Genomic DNA, 13544 nt, shown 5'->3' on the forward strand with positions numbered 1-13544 from the left:
TCGACAAATGATCGCATTGTATGGCCGATCATTTGGCACAGGCGTTGCAACATCCTTGCTGACCGACGCCGGTGCGTCGGCCTGACATATGGCCACTCAACAGGAGACAACCCGATGCCTGAAGTCACCACAGCGAAAGTGCAGAAAGGCGATTATTTCGTCGACTACGAAGACAAGGTCTTCGAGGACGTACAGGCCGAACCGGGCGAGAAAGCGCTGGTGACGTTTCATACCGTCGCCTTCGAAGGCTCGATCGGCCTGGTGAATATGCTTCAGGCCAAGCGGCTGCTGCGCAAGGGTTTCGAAACCACCATTCTGCTCTACGGACCCGGCGTGACACTGGGGGTGCAACGCGGTTTTCCCACCATTGGCGACGAAGCCTTTCCCGGCCATCAGAACTACGAAAACCAGCTCAAGGCATTCATGGACGAAGGCGGCAAAGTCTATGCCTGCCGGTTTGCCCTGCAGGCGCTCTACGGCCACGGCGAGCCAGCACTTGTGGAAGGCATTCAGCCGATCAGCCCGCTCGATGTGCTCGATATCCAGCTGATCGCACGCCGCGACAATGCCTATGTCGTGTCCACCTGGACCATGTAGCGCCACGTCGCGATGCGTGAACCACGAACCGTGAAGGTCGCAGCCGTGCAATTGCAGCCGGTGCTCGATAGTGCCGATGGCACCGTCGCGCGGGTGCTCGACGAAATTGCCGTGGCCGCCGCCGAGGGCGCACAGCTGGTGGTCTTTCCAGAGACCGCCGTGCCCTATTACCCGTACTGGTCGTTCGTCATGGCGCCCATGGCCATGGGCGAACGCCATCGTGCCCTTTATGCCCATTCGCCGAGCGTGCCCGGCCCGGTCACCGATGCGGTGGCCGCGGCCGCGCGTGCCCACGAGATCGTGGTGGTGCTTGGCATTAACGAGCGCGACCACGGCACGCTCTACAACTGCCAGCTGGTGTTCGACAGCGACGGCGAGATCGTACTCAAACGTCGCAAGATCACGCCCACCTACCACGAACGCATGGTCTGGGGCCAAGGCGACGGTTCCGGGCTGCATGCTGTCGATACCGCGGTCGGGCGTGTCGGCGCGCTGGCCTGCTGGGAGCATTACAACCCGTTGGCGCGCTATGCACTGATGGCCGACCACGAACAGATCCATTGCAGCCAGTTCCCGGGCTCGCTGGTGGGCCCGATCTTTGCCGAACAACAGGAAGTCACGCTGCGCCACCATGCATTGGAAGCTGGCTGTTTCGTGGTCAATGCCACGGCCTGGCTCGATGCCGATCAGATCGAAAGCGTGACCCCCGACCCGGCGCTCCAGAAAGGCCTGTCCGGCGGTTGCTATACCGCCATCATCGCCCCGGACGGCTCGCATGTGGTCGAGCCGCTACGCGATGGGCCGGGCCGAATGATCGCCGACATCGATCTGGATCTGATCACCAAGCGCAAGCGCATGATGGATTCGGTCGGCCATTACGCCCGCCCGGAATTGTTGTCGTTGCGTATCGATCCGCGCTCCCACGCGACACGGCACGCCGATCCCGCGCGGGTTGCGACCCCGTCCTTAGCTGAATCCGAGGAATCCGACCATGGCGAATCCGAGCCGAACGCTGCTTACCGAGATGCAATCACTCGGGCTTCGACTGGCTGACCCGAGCCAAGCCCAGTATCAGGGCGCGCCCAGCCGGCGCGGCGGGGCCGGGCCGTCGGATCACAAGGCGGTGACCGTCGACGGCCAGACCGTGATGGTGCCAGTGCATACCGGCCATTCGCAGCGCTCGCCGTTCGCCACCGACAGCCAGGGGCGGCTGACCCGCAATGGCGAGCCGGTGACCACCATCGGTTTTGCTCCGCAGCCGCGGTTCTATGGTCGCGAAACCGCCGACGGCATTCCCTACTGGAAGATCGCCCAGCTGCATTCGCGTGACGTGCTGGCCACGACCGTCTTTCAGACCTGTGTGCGCTATGGCCGCCGGGCGACCTCCTGCCAGTTCTGTGCGATCGGCCAATCGCTGGCCGAAGGGCGCACCATCAATCGCAAGACGCCGGAACAGCTGGCCGAAGTGGCCCGCGCGGCGGTCGAGCTCGACGGCGTGACGCATATGGTGATGACCACCGGCACGCCCAATTTCACCGATCGCGGGGCCGCGATTCTGTGCGAAAGCGCGGCCGCCGTGCGCGCGGCGGTGGATCTGCCGATTCAGGCGCAATGCGAACCGCCGGACGAACCAATCTGGTTCGAGCGGCTCAAGGCCGCCGGCGTGGATTCGCTGGGTATGCATCTGGAAGCGGTCACGCCCGCGGTGCGCGAGCGCATCATGCCGGGCAAGGCCGAAGTCACGCCCGATGCGTATCTGCACGCCTTCGAGCAGGCGGTCGCGGTATTCGGCCGTGGTCAGGTCTCGACCTATATTCTGGCCGGACTGGGCGACACGCGCGAAGCGATTATCGACATGAGCCGTGCGCTTATCGCGCGCGGGGTCTATCCGTTCGTGGTGCCGTTCGTACCGATCACCGGTACGCCGCTGGAAAATCACGCCGCCCCGAGTGCGGCGTTCATGCAGTCGCTACTCGAGCCGATCGGCGAAATGCTCGGGGCCGCCGGCATGCGCTCGGCCGATATCAAGGCCGGCTGCGGGCGTTGCGGTGCCTGTTCGTCGCTATCGGCTTACGAGCGCAGCGCCGAGATCGCGTGATGCTGCTCGACGGCGACGACTACAAGGTGGCAGCCTTCGTACCTGCGGCGTACAGCGTCAAGCGCGCCGATCGCGCCTGGGAGATCCGTGCCGCCCAGCGGCTGCGCAAGCAGGTGTTCTGCGACGAACAACGGCTGTTCGCGCACACCGATCGCGACGCCATCGATGCGATCGCGATACCCATCGTGGCCCTGTCATGGAATGCCGGCATGGCCGAGCAGGTCGTAGGTACGGTCCGTATTCATGCCGACGACAATGGTCTCTGGCACGGCTCGCGGCTGGCCGTAGCCCGCGGCTTTCGACGCATGGCCGGGCTCGGCCGTGAACTCATTCGGGTGGCCGTCGGTAGTGCCCATGCCCGTGGCTGTCGTCGATTCACTGCCACCGTGCAGATGGCCAACGTGGCGTTTTTCGAATCCCTGCACTGGCAGACCTTGGAACAGGTTCGCGTGTGCGGCGCACCGCATGCGCTCATGCAGGCCGATCTGGCCTGGTATCCGCCGTGTGCACCGAATGCCTGCGCGGTCGTCGCGCCGCGCCGGGCGGCCGCATGAACAGCCTCGATGCCGTAGTCCAGGCCGCGCGCTCGGCCAAGGGCATTACCGGCAAGACCGATATCGCCGCGGTCATGGACACGCTACGTGCCCACGGGGCCGATCCAGGCGCGATTCGTATCGGCGACGATTGCGCAGCGATTGCCGATGGCGACGGCTGGCTGCTGTTCGCGATCGAAGGTTTCGTCAAAAGCTTCGTGGCGCATATGCCGTGGTTTGCCGGCTACTGCGGCGTGATGGTGAACATCAGCGATATCGCCGCAATGGGCGGACGTGCCAGCGCGGTGGTCGATGCCGTGTGGAGCCGCGATGTGGCCCATGCGCGCCCGATTGTCGAGGGCATGGCCGCCGCCGCGCAGGCGTACGGCGTGCCCATCGTAGGTGGCCACAGCAATGCCCATAGCGACGACGAACAGCTGTCGGTGGCCATCATCGGCCGGGCGCGACAGCTGCTGACCAGTTTCGATGCACAGCCCGGCGATGTCCTGGTGGCCGCCATCGATCTACGCGGGCGTTATCGCCACCCGCTGCCGAACTGGGATGCGAGTACCGATGCGCCGGCCGCGCGCCTGCGGGCCGATCTCGCGTTGTTGCCGGGCCTGGCCGAGGACGGCGTGTGCCGCGCGGCCAAGGACATCAGCATGGGCGGTTTGGTGGGCACGGCCATGATGCTGGCCGAGTCGTCGCAGGTGGGTGCGGTGATCGATATCGAGCGCGTGCCGTGCCCGGACACCGCCGATCCCGCCCGCTGGCTGTGCGAAACCTTTCCCAGCTTCGGTTTTCTGCTGGCCGTGGCGGCGGCGGATGTCGACGCCGTAATCGCGCGCTTTTGTGCCCGCGATATCGCCTGTGCCGCGATCGGCCATTGCGACGACAGCCTGCGGCTGCGTCTACGCGCGGGCCGCGCCGAACGCGAGATCCGCGATTTTCGAACCCAACCCTATATCGCCTGTGCACGGACACAGGCTGTTGCCGAGTCGGAGTCCTTTCATGCCTGAAACCTGGTTCAACGTGCGCTGGCCGGACGATCGCCGTATGCGCTGTTATTCGCCGTCGAGCACGATCACCCAATTCTTCGAGCCCGGCACGCGTTACGCGGTGCCGGAGTTCGTGCGTATCGCGCGCACGGCACTCACGCACGCCGGCGAACGGGTACGCGCGAAGTACGGCTATGCATGCAGCGCCTCGGCCGAACAGCTGGTGGCCATCGAGCGCGCCGCGCAGGCGTTTGCAAGCGATGCCACGGTCACCGTCGAGGGGTTCGAACGATGAGCCGTTTCATGCGTCGTGCCATGATCGACGGCCCGGATATCGGCCGTCACTGGCCGGTGGTCGTGATCGGCGGCGGCCAGGCGGGGCTGTCGGCAAGCTACTGGCTCCAGCAGGCCGATATCGACCATATCGTGCTGGAAAAGCATCGGGTCGGTCACGCCTGGCGCGACAAGCGCTGGGATACCTTCTGTCTGGTCACGCCCAACTGGCAATGCCGGCTGCCCGGTTTCGGCTACGACGGCGCCGACCCTAACGGCTTCATGGAAAAAGACGAGATCGTGGCCTATCTCGAGCGCTATGCGGATTTCGTCGATCCGCCCCTGCGCGAAGGCGTCACCGTTACCCGTCTGGGCCGCGACGAACGCGCTACGTTCCGCGTCGAAACCAGCGCCGGTACGGCCACCGCCGATCAGGTGGTGCTCGCGGTGGCCGGTTACCACGTGCCGCGCGTGCCGCGTATCGCCGAGCGTGTGCCGACCACGATCGACCAGCTGCATTCGGTCGACTATCGCAACCCCGAGCAGCTCGCCGCAGGCGAGGTCATGGTCGTAGGCACGGGCCAGTCCGGTTGCCAGATTGCCGAAGACCTGCACCGGGCCGGCCGGCGTGTGCATTTGTGCGTGGGCAGCGCCCCGCGCGCACCGCGGGTCTATCGTGGCCGCGATTCGGTGGACTGGCTCGAACGCATGGGCACCTACGATGTCACGGTCGCCCATCATCCCGAATCGGAATACACGTTGCGCCACAAGGCCAACCACTATATGAGCGGGCGCGACGGTGGCCACGAAATCGATCTGCGCGCGTTCGCGCTCGATGGTATGCAGCTCTATGGTCGCCTGGCGACGATCGAAGCCGGCGGGCGCATGCGGTTCGAGGCCAATCTGGCCGACAACCTCGATAGCGCGGACGCCACCTACTGCAAGATACGCGACAGCATCGATGCCTATATCGCCGAACAGGGCATCGACGCGCCCGCTGCCGAGCCGTATCGACCGGTCTGGCAGCCGCCATTCGAGCCCGAAGCACTGGCGCTCGATGACAGCGGCATCCGCACGATCATCTGGGCGACCGGTTTCGCCGGCGATTTCTCCTGGGTGGAAGCACCGGTGTTCGATGGCCGGGGGGAGCCGGTACATCGGCGCGGCGTGACGCCGGTCGACGGGCTGTATTTTCTCGGGCTGCCCTGGCTCAATACCTGGGGCTCGGGACGGTTCGCCGCGGTCGGTGCGGATGCCCAATATCTGGTCGATCAGATCGCCGCGATGCAAGCCGCACCCGCGCTCGCCGATACGGGGTGAGCCGGTCGCGGCGTTTTGACCGGGCGAAACGGCACGGTCGCTGCATCGGGTATGCCATCGTTACGCTGCAACCCGATCGCCATGACCCGCGCGCTTTCCATCCGGCCACTGCTCACCGCCACCCACCGCTACGAAAAGACCGTTTCGACACGGGGGCGCGGCCACGGCGTGTATATCGACGCCCCGATTCTGGCGTACCTGATCGAAACCCCGAACGGGCGCATTCTCTTCGACGTGGGCTGCGATTATCACAAGATCGCCACGCCCGAACTGCGCAAGAAATACCTTGAGCCCATGCGGCCGACGTTCGACGTTCCCGCGATGTCGCAGACGCAGCGCATTCCGGCTTATCTCGAGCGGCTGGGCCTGAGCGTGGCCGATATCGATCTGGTATTCCTGAGCCATCTGCATTTCGACCACGCGGGCGGGCTGTGCGACGTGCCCGGCTGCGATGTGCATCTGCATGCCGCCGAAGTCGAGGCCGCAGATACCGGCGAGGTGAGCGGCATCTTCGAAGACGAGATCGCCGAGCGCGAACGCTGGAAAATTCAGCAGGACGATTACGATGTTGTCCCCGGCGTACATGCCTTCGAAACCCCGGGCCACACCGCCGGCCACATGTCGCTATTCATCGAACTGCCCAAGGGCTCCCCGGTGATCCTGTGCGGCGACGCAGCCGACCTCACCGAAAACCTGATCGACGAAATCGCCCCTGGCTACTGCTGGCAGGATCGCGAAGCCGAAGCCCTGGCCAGCATCCGTCGTATCAAACAGATGGGCACTCGCGAAGGGGCCGAACTCTGGCCCAACCACGATTTCGCATTCTTTCGTTCATTGCCGCTTTTTCCGGAGTATCGGGATTGAACGATTAGCAATGTCGAACCGCCTTGGCGGTTAGGAATTAAATATCCTGTCCCCGGATATCGCTGCAAGTACCAATTCATGCCAATCGAATCGGCCGATTCAGCGAGCCTGTGCAAGACCGCTTACGGTCGTGGGGTGCTGGCCAGAAAAGAAGACATCATTCGTTTTTGGCTTCGGCTATCGAGTGCTTTCTCACGATTGTGGCCCGTGCGATATTAAGTTTAGGGTGGGTCGGTTGATACACGCGTACGGGTTGTCGACTACTAAGCGATTGTTTCGCAAGTAAGGGGCGCAGAGCGGCGTTAGGTAACGAGTTTGCCGTGTTTTCGGTACGCAAATGTCGTCGAATTCGCTTTATGCCAAAGTACCAACCAGATTAGGGGTGGTGGATATGACTAGTACTAATACTTTGATATTAATAGCAATATTGGTCCTGGGGTTCATCATTTTATTTGTCGGCCTCAAAATTTCAGCGGCAATAGAGAGCTCAGGTGCGAAGATTAGAGTAGTGAATTACCCGCGATTCGAGTGGGAGTTTTCTGACTCAGAAAAAAAATTCCAGTATTACGTAAATCAAAATGAGTTTCTTACCCGTAGCGAAAGCGGGAAAAGATTATTTCTAGAATTCTATCGATCAGAGATTGAGATATTGGCATTTATAGATGAGCTTACCGATCTGGCCGAGCAGTCTGTGTCTTATGCTCAGTTTATGGATTTGGCTTCCGATAGAATTCGGGGAGCGACGCCTGTTGCTATGTCTGAAACTCGCTGGGAACGAGTTAAAAAGCTAATTCCGGGTGTCGCAGAAAAAATTTTTGACAAGGCGAACGATGTTGTTAAAAGTACATTCGGGGCATAACCGGTCCAGGTGTGGGATCTTGTGACAGTACATGTAACTCTTTGCGCGGTCCTAAAAAGCGGTGGAGCAAGGGCTTAACGTGAAATCGCGCTACATGTGTTGTACTGGGCTGCCCCTACCGGGCTTCGACGCTAAACGCCGGTAGCGACGCGCAGGCCGGCGTTGGCGTGTTTTTCGATTCACGGGGCGCAGGCGTTGGCCAGCCCGCGCCGTGCTGACTAGCGCTTGGGGGCCTGGCGTTCAGTCGGGCGGCTCGAGCCGCCGGTAAGCGCTAACTGAGCACCGGCCGGTGAATCCCCGGTGTGCGATCTGGAAACAGCGCCTGTAGCTGGTCGAGCTGGGCCTGACGGCCGGCGCGTTCCGCTCGGCGCAGCCCGCCGGGTAGCAGACGTGTTGCCGTGTGACACATGAAATTGCGGGGCGCGGCGAGCACCGGATACCAGGGCGGCATCCACGCGGGCAGGCCGAGGTCGTGCATGCCGCGGCGGCCGACGAACAGGCGTGTGAGGCTGTTTGCACGGGCCTGGATATAGCGGGCGCGTAGCCTCGCGAAGTTCGGGTACGGTCGGGCGAGCGGTTCGTTCATCAGCGCGCGACCAAGCTGACGGCTGGATTCATCCGGCGGCGCATGAGCGAGCAGCAGGGCATAGAGCAGGCGCCGGCCATCCTGTTCGCTTTTTGCCAGCCAGCGCTCGTCTACGCCCATCAGCCAGCCGATGAATCGCCACAGGTGCATGACCGCATGGCCATCGACGCTGGAAATGGGTACGCCCAATACCCGGGTGCCGAGCAGAAAGATCACGCTGAAGCCCAACTGCGTGCTGGCCATGTCGGCCTGATTCACGGGCAGGCCCCAGTCGCGGTTGGACCAGGCCGGGTTCTGCTGCACGCTGCGGCGAATCAGCGCATGGATAAAACGCACCTGCAACGTATTGCGAAAGCCGACGCCAAAGCGATCGAGCGCGCCGATGCCGGTACAGTCCAGCCACCAGGCCGTGGTTTCGGCGAGCCGGCGCTGGGCGCCGCGCTTGAGGCTGCCTGTGGCGACCAGCGTTTTGTTGATCGCCGATGCCTGATAGCCGCCCATGAGGGCCACATCGCGCAGGATATGCAGCCCGGTCATGCTGCTGCGCTGCGATACGCGCGCCCCGCGTTCGAGCAGTGCGTCGTCGACCCAGGCCGGGCGGTGGTCGACGTGGGCGAACAGCGTTCGCAGGCACGGCGGCGGCTGTTCGAGCGTGTCGAGCCCGTTGTCCAGCGCGGCCTGAAACAGCGCGCGCTTTTGTCGCCGGTTTTGTGCCGTGGCGTCGTCATAGAGCCAGGCCACGACGTCGTCCATGCGCGTGTCGCCTTGCATGAGCGCGTGCCCGATCGCCTGCCAGCATTCGGGCGTGGGTTCGGGATCGCCCTGGATGGTGCGTCTGATTGGCGCGGCGATGGCGCGGCTGCGTTCGCGGTCGATGCCGTGACGGCGCGGGATATCGGTGGGCGGTGCGTGGCGGTGTGGCATGCGTTGATCGGCATTGGCGAAATCACGAATCGACGCTAATGTGAGTAATTACTCATATTCAACTCGTGTTTGTGATGCGCAAGAAACCGCGTCAGGCACGCGCCCAGCGCCGTGTCGACGAACTGATCGAAGCGAGCGCGCTGGAAATCGTGGCCCGCGGGCTGGACGCGACCACCACCAACCACATCGCCGCGCGGGCCGGTGTGAGCGTCGGCTCGCTCTACCAGTATTTCGAAGACAAGTCCGATCTGGTGATTGCGCTGATCGAACGCTTGAGCAACGAGATTCTCGACGCTGTCGACGAGGCGCTCGCCGATGTGTTGGCTGCGGATACCCGTACGGCCGTTCAACAGCTGCTGGAGGCCACGCTGGCGGTGGTCGATCGCCGGCCCGCGTTGTACCTGGCGCTCATGCGCCACTGGCAGACCACAGGCGTGCTGACCGTTATCGAAGCACTGGAAGACCACACGATGGAGGTGTGTCGGCGCTATGTGCTGCGCCACCACCAGCGTTTGCAGATCGATGACCTGCAGCCGGTGCTGTTCGTGATCGTTAACGCCACGCTGTTTCCGCTCATGCGCTATCTAAGCCTGGACGACCCCGGCTTCGACCGTGAAACGCTGATCGCCACGCTGAGCGACATGGTGGCCGGCTATGTGGAAACGGCTTTCGGGAGCCGCCAATGAGCCGGGCATGGGCTGCATAGCAGCGACGCAGGGCGCTGGGGCTGCGCGATTCTAGACGGATGGGCACATCACTGATTGGGATTGTCGGACGGCGACTGTGGCCAGCAAATACGTCCGACGCCGGGCCATTTGATGCCCCAATCGTTCGCATCGATACCGAAGACCAGACCGAACAGATTGATCTCGATGCCTTCGTCGCGGGCAATCAGCACGCCGAGCACGCCGAACAGCGATAGCTGATAGCCGGTATCGCTGGGCGCACGCGCCAGCAGGGCGCGCCCCAGATAGTCCTTGCCGATCGCGTTGGCGGGTAGTTCCACCTGCAACGCCGGCACGCTGCGAATCAGCCAGGCGACAAAGGTATTGCTGTTGGGCCCGGGCCAGATGCGATAGGCGCGATAGGGATAGTGGCCCACGGCGGCTTCGATCTGACCGATGGCACGGGCCGCCGGCGGCCCGCGCAGATCGAGCAATAACCGCGGTGTGGCGCCGGCCCAGCGCCGGTCGGGAATGCCGGTACGCGAGGCCAGCGGCGGCTCATTCCAGAAGGCGACCTGGTGCACGGTGTAGTACGTGGCGTTGGCGGGTTTGGTCGCGACCCAGGTATGTACGGCAAACAGTCCGCGCCAGCTGAATGTACGCGCGGCATAGATCTGGACGACCGCGCGTGGCTCGTCTGCCGGGCGTGGTGCCAGCCCGGCCGAGCTGCGGTCGGTATCGTGCCAGCGCTGGCTCAACCGCACCGAATCGCTACCCAGCATCGCGACCGGGCCGCTGGCCAGCAGGATGACCAGCGTCAGGCCGATCAGCAGGGCACGTTTCATCGTGGGCGCGTTGGCGGCATGCGCACAGCGGGCGCTATCGCACGCCGGTATCGCGGGGGTATCGATAAATCAGCCATCGTGATCTGTATGCCATGCCCGCCCAGTCGATGCCAGCGTAGTGTTCGATGGGCGGGCGCGCGTGCTTCGCCTGTGGCTCAAGCGCCCCATCGGTGGTGCCGATAAACGGGTATTACCCCGAGTGTTTGCCCCCATGAATCGCCCGAGCCCGCCGGGCCCGCAGAAGACACGCTCTCCGACTGCCCGCAAGCGTTCGCAGGCTGACGCCGACCGCCACGACGCCACGGCCGATCCGCGCCTTCGCTATCGCATTTCGCGCTGGCGGGCCGAATTTCTCGATCGCGATATCGAACAGCGTTATCGACGCCATGTCGAGCGCTCTGTCGCCCGCTATGCGGGCCGTGTTTTCAAGGTCTGGGCGGTCATGTGGCTGCTTTTCGCGCTGACCGATTATTATCAGTTCGGTTTGTCGGCCACGCTCTATGCCATCTGGGCGGTTCGGCTGCTGCTGTTTTTCATATTGCTGGGCTGTGCAGCGCTGGTAGCACGCCGGCCGGCGCTGGCCACCTCGGGTGTGGTGATGACGCCGGTCACACTGCTGACGATGACCGCGTACTTCGGCCTGTATTTCGTCAGTCCGGACGAGCATATTCGCTGGCTGGCGGCGATCAGCATGGTGGTCATCGTCGAGTTGTTCGTGCTTTTACCCAACCGGGTCGTGTGTTCGATCGGCGTGGTGAGCTATACCGTGCTCGGCACGATGGTCTGCGTGGCGCTCAACATCAGCGAAACCACACCCATGCGTCTGGTTATCCTGGCCGAACTGTTAACGGTGCCGGCGGCGACGGGCTGGGTGGCCGCGGTGCGTTTCGAAACCACGCGGCGTCGCGAGTTCGTGGCGCTCGAGCACGCGCGCAAGGAAATCGAGTATCGCAAGGCACTGGAAAGCCGCTTGCGTGTTCAGGCGCGTACCGATCCGTTGACCGGGGCCAGTAATCGTCGCGCCTATGCTGGGGCGGCCGAACGCGAAATTCGGACCGCGCGCCTGGCCGGCCACGCGCTGTCGTTCGTCATGCTCGATCTCGATCACTTCAAGCAGGTTAACGACACGTATGGCCACGCGGCCGGCGATGCAGCGCTGGTGATCACCGCAGATCGCTGTCGGCAGGTGCTGCGCGAGGGTGATGTCTTCGGCCGCCTCGGCGGCGAGGAATTTCTGTTCATTCTGCCCAATACCGATATCGACGAGGCCGAGCGAATCGCCCAGACCCTGCGCCGGGGCATCGCGGAGCGCGATTTCATCAGTGATGGCCAGCATTTTTCGATTACGGCCACGCTGGCCGTGACGACCTTGCGAGCGGGTGATGAGGATCTCGACGCGGTGCTGCGCCGTGCCGACGCCATGCTCTACGAAGGCAAGGACGCCGGCCGCGATCGGGTACAGGTGGCATAAAACCCGGCCGGATACGGCATAGGCGATCACCAGAATTGATCGAGATCAAATTATGCCGGCGCCAGCGGCGCTAACCTGCGCGGCTCGCGTAGTTGCTGCGGACCTGCGTCATGAGTTCAGTGCTGTCTTTCGATATGGATCTGGTGCGTCGCTATAGCGGTAGCGGCCCGCGCTATACGTCCTACCCCACGGCACCGCATTTCTCGCCGGAATTCGGCGAAGCGGCCTATCGCGAGCGTGTGGCCGCGAGCAACGCTGCCGGCGGGCCCTTGTCGCTGTACCTGCACCTGCCGTTTTGTTCCAGCCCCTGTTTCTATTGCGCCTGTACGCGGGTGATCACGCGCCAGCCGCAGGTCATCGAAGCCTACGTGAGCGCATTGCGCCGCGAAATCGCTCTGCAGGGTGAACTCTACGACTCGCAGCGTACGGTGTCGCAGATGGCCTGGGGCGGCGGCACGCCCACCTATCTCAGCGCCGCCCAGATGACGGCGTTGATGACCGATCTGAATACGCACTTCGATCTGGACACGGCAGCCACGCGCGAATTCACCATGGAGATCGACCCGCGCACGGTGGATACGGATTCCATCGGCCTCATGGCCGCGCTCGGGTTCAACCGGGCCAGCCTCGGTGTGCAGGATTTCGATATCAACGTGCAGCAGGCGGTCAACCGCATCCAGTCCAAGGATCAGGTCGCCCGCGTGCTCGACGAGCTGCGCCGGGTGGGCTTTCAGTCGGTGAATTTCGATCTGATCTACGGCTTGCCGCGCCAGTCGGTCATGGGCTTCAACGCCACGCTCAGCGAAGTGATCCTGCGGCGCCCCGAGCGTATCGCGCTCTACAGCTATGCCCATATGCCGCAGCTGTTCTCGGCCCAGCGCCAGATCAGTGACGCCGATATGCCGAGTGCGGAAACCAAGCTCGCGCTCATGGCGCTGGCCATCGAACGCCTGACCGCGGCCGGGTATGTGTATATCGGCATGGATCATTTCGCGCTGCCCGACGACGAGCTCGCCGTCGCCCAGCGCGAAGGCCGGTTGTATCGCAATTTTCAGGGCTACTCGACCCACCGCGGCTGTGATCTCGTGGGTATGGGCATGAGCGCGATCTCCAGCGTGGCCGATAGTTACAGCCAGCACGGTAAAAGCATTCCGGATTACCAGCAGGCGGTCGCCGAGGGCCGGCTGCCGGTTCAGCGTGGCGTGGTTCTGACCGACGACGACCGCCTGCGCCGTGATGTCATTCAGGGCCTGATGTGCCACGACCGGCTCGAATTCGCGCCGATCGAGGCACGCCACGGCATCGTGTTCAACGACTATTTCGCGCGCGAACTCGAATCGCTACGGGCGCTGGCCGACGATGCGCTGATCCAGGTCGATGGCGACGGTATCGATATTCTCGATCGGGGCCGTCTGTTGCTGCGCCCGATCGCGATGGTCTTCGATGCCTATCTCAAACAGGCCAATACGCCGGCACGGTTTTCGCGCGTGATCTAGGTCGGGCCCCAGTCG

The 13544-nt window shown here is 63.3% G+C and carries 14 protein-coding genes; 12 read left to right on the plus strand and 2 right to left on the minus strand.

Going from position 1 to position 13544, the window contains the following annotated elements:
• The first annotated feature begins 114 nt into the window (after positions 1-114).
• From T5B8_RS04250 to T5B8_RS04290, 9 genes are all read left to right on the plus strand, one after another.
• Complete coding sequence (locus T5B8_RS04250; protein ID WP_353176532.1) at positions 115-597, plus strand: MSMEG_0572/Sll0783 family nitrogen starvation response protein; 483 nt, start codon at positions 115-117, stop codon at positions 595-597.
• Between the two features lie 12 nt (positions 598-609).
• Positions 610-1650 (plus strand): Nit6803 family nitrilase, encoded by a 1041-nt coding sequence (locus T5B8_RS04255; protein ID WP_353176534.1) that lies wholly within the window; start codon positions 610-612, stop codon positions 1648-1650.
• Positions 1589-2695: an MSMEG_0568 family radical SAM protein gene (locus T5B8_RS04260; RefSeq protein WP_353176535.1), complete on the plus strand. Its 1107-nt coding sequence runs from the start codon at positions 1589-1591 to the stop codon at positions 2693-2695. Before T5B8_RS04255 ends, T5B8_RS04260 begins: the two co-directional genes overlap by 62 nt.
• Positions 2695-3249, plus strand: a complete 555-nt coding sequence (locus T5B8_RS04265) for an MSMEG_0567/Sll0786 family nitrogen starvation N-acetyltransferase (protein ID WP_353176638.1) — start codon at positions 2695-2697, stop codon at positions 3247-3249. Before T5B8_RS04260 ends, T5B8_RS04265 begins: the two co-directional genes overlap by 1 nt.
• Positions 3246-4247 (plus strand): sll0787 family AIR synthase-like protein, encoded by a 1002-nt coding sequence (locus tag T5B8_RS04270; RefSeq protein ID WP_353176537.1) that lies wholly within the window; start codon positions 3246-3248, stop codon positions 4245-4247. The genes T5B8_RS04265 and T5B8_RS04270 overlap by 4 nt, the downstream gene beginning before the upstream one ends.
• The gene (locus T5B8_RS04275; RefSeq protein ID WP_353176539.1) at positions 4240-4521 is read left to right on the plus strand and encodes an MSMEG_0570 family nitrogen starvation response protein; all 282 of its coding nucleotides are present in this window, start codon (positions 4240-4242) and stop codon (positions 4519-4521) included. The genes T5B8_RS04270 and T5B8_RS04275 overlap by 8 nt, the downstream gene beginning before the upstream one ends.
• Positions 4518-5819, plus strand: a complete 1302-nt coding sequence (locus T5B8_RS04280; RefSeq protein ID WP_353176541.1) for an MSMEG_0569 family flavin-dependent oxidoreductase — start codon at positions 4518-4520, stop codon at positions 5817-5819. The genes T5B8_RS04275 and T5B8_RS04280 overlap by 4 nt, the downstream gene beginning before the upstream one ends.
• A gap of 81 nt (positions 5820-5900) precedes the next feature.
• On the plus strand, positions 5901-6683 hold the full coding sequence (locus T5B8_RS04285; RefSeq protein WP_353176543.1) for an N-acyl homoserine lactonase family protein: 783 nt from the start codon (positions 5901-5903) through the stop codon (positions 6681-6683).
• A gap of 391 nt (positions 6684-7074) precedes the next feature.
• On the plus strand, positions 7075-7542 hold the full coding sequence (locus T5B8_RS04290) for a hypothetical protein (protein WP_353176545.1): 468 nt from the start codon (positions 7075-7077) through the stop codon (positions 7540-7542).
• Between the two features lie 271 nt (positions 7543-7813).
• Here T5B8_RS04290 and T5B8_RS04295 read toward each other — a convergent pair whose 3' ends face one another.
• Entirely contained in the window at positions 7814-9052 is a 1239-nt protein-coding gene (locus T5B8_RS04295; RefSeq protein WP_353176547.1) for an oxygenase MpaB family protein, read from the minus strand.
• Between the two features lie 74 nt (positions 9053-9126).
• Between T5B8_RS04295 and T5B8_RS04300 the strand changes: the two genes are divergently transcribed.
• A complete protein-coding gene (locus tag T5B8_RS04300; RefSeq protein WP_353176549.1) occupies positions 9127-9738 on the plus strand; it encodes a TetR/AcrR family transcriptional regulator in 612 nt (203 codons plus the stop codon).
• Between the two features lie 68 nt (positions 9739-9806).
• Here the strand turns inward: T5B8_RS04300 and T5B8_RS04305 are convergent, their stop codons facing one another.
• The gene (locus T5B8_RS04305) at positions 9807-10562 is read right to left on the minus strand and encodes a DUF3750 domain-containing protein (protein WP_353176551.1); all 756 of its coding nucleotides are present in this window, start codon (positions 10560-10562) and stop codon (positions 9807-9809) included.
• Positions 10563-10773: 211 nt separating this feature from the next.
• Here T5B8_RS04305 and T5B8_RS04310 point away from each other — a divergent pair, with 211 nt between their 5' ends.
• Together T5B8_RS04310 and hemN are read left to right on the plus strand one after the other, a co-directional pair.
• Entirely contained in the window at positions 10774-12033 is a 1260-nt protein-coding gene (locus T5B8_RS04310) for a diguanylate cyclase (RefSeq protein ID WP_353176552.1), read from the plus strand.
• Positions 12034-12143: 110 nt separating this feature from the next.
• Positions 12144-13529: an oxygen-independent coproporphyrinogen III oxidase gene (gene hemN, locus T5B8_RS04315; protein ID WP_353176554.1), complete on the plus strand. Its 1386-nt coding sequence runs from the start codon at positions 12144-12146 to the stop codon at positions 13527-13529.
• Positions 13530-13544: the final 15 nt, after the last annotated feature.

Source organism: Salinisphaera sp. T5B8 (assembly GCF_040361255.1).
Lineage (GTDB): Bacteria > Pseudomonadota > Gammaproteobacteria > Nevskiales > Salinisphaeraceae > Salinisphaera.

What these genes read in the sequence shown, in the direction of transcription:
- T5B8_RS04250 (WP_353176532.1), top strand. Translation starts at nt 115, where the DNA reads ATGCCTGAAGTCACCACAGCGAAAGTGCAGAAAGGCGATTATTTCGTC.
- T5B8_RS04255 (WP_353176534.1), top strand. Translation starts at nt 610, where the DNA reads ATGCGTGAACCACGAACCGTGAAGGTCGCAGCCGTGCAATTGCAGCCG.
- T5B8_RS04260 (WP_353176535.1), top strand. Translation starts at nt 1,589, where the DNA reads ATGGCGAATCCGAGCCGAACGCTGCTTACCGAGATGCAATCACTCGGG.
- T5B8_RS04265 (WP_353176638.1), top strand. Translation starts at nt 2,695, where the DNA reads ATGCTGCTCGACGGCGACGACTACAAGGTGGCAGCCTTCGTACCTGCG.
- T5B8_RS04270 (WP_353176537.1), top strand. Translation starts at nt 3,246, where the DNA reads ATGAACAGCCTCGATGCCGTAGTCCAGGCCGCGCGCTCGGCCAAGGGC.
- T5B8_RS04275 (WP_353176539.1), top strand. Translation starts at nt 4,240, where the DNA reads ATGCCTGAAACCTGGTTCAACGTGCGCTGGCCGGACGATCGCCGTATG.
- T5B8_RS04280 (WP_353176541.1), top strand. Translation starts at nt 4,518, where the DNA reads ATGAGCCGTTTCATGCGTCGTGCCATGATCGACGGCCCGGATATCGGC.
- T5B8_RS04285 (WP_353176543.1), top strand. Translation starts at nt 5,901, where the DNA reads ATGACCCGCGCGCTTTCCATCCGGCCACTGCTCACCGCCACCCACCGC.
- T5B8_RS04290 (WP_353176545.1), top strand. Translation starts at nt 7,075, where the DNA reads ATGACTAGTACTAATACTTTGATATTAATAGCAATATTGGTCCTGGGG.
- T5B8_RS04295 (WP_353176547.1), bottom strand. Translation starts at nt 9,052, where the DNA reads ATGCCACACCGCCACGCACCGCCCACCGATATCCCGCGCCGTCACGGC.
- T5B8_RS04300 (WP_353176549.1), top strand. Translation starts at nt 9,127, where the DNA reads ATGCGCAAGAAACCGCGTCAGGCACGCGCCCAGCGCCGTGTCGACGAA.
- T5B8_RS04305 (WP_353176551.1), bottom strand. Translation starts at nt 10,562, where the DNA reads ATGAAACGTGCCCTGCTGATCGGCCTGACGCTGGTCATCCTGCTGGCC.
- T5B8_RS04310 (WP_353176552.1), top strand. Translation starts at nt 10,774, where the DNA reads ATGAATCGCCCGAGCCCGCCGGGCCCGCAGAAGACACGCTCTCCGACT.
- hemN (WP_353176554.1), top strand. Translation starts at nt 12,144, where the DNA reads ATGAGTTCAGTGCTGTCTTTCGATATGGATCTGGTGCGTCGCTATAGC.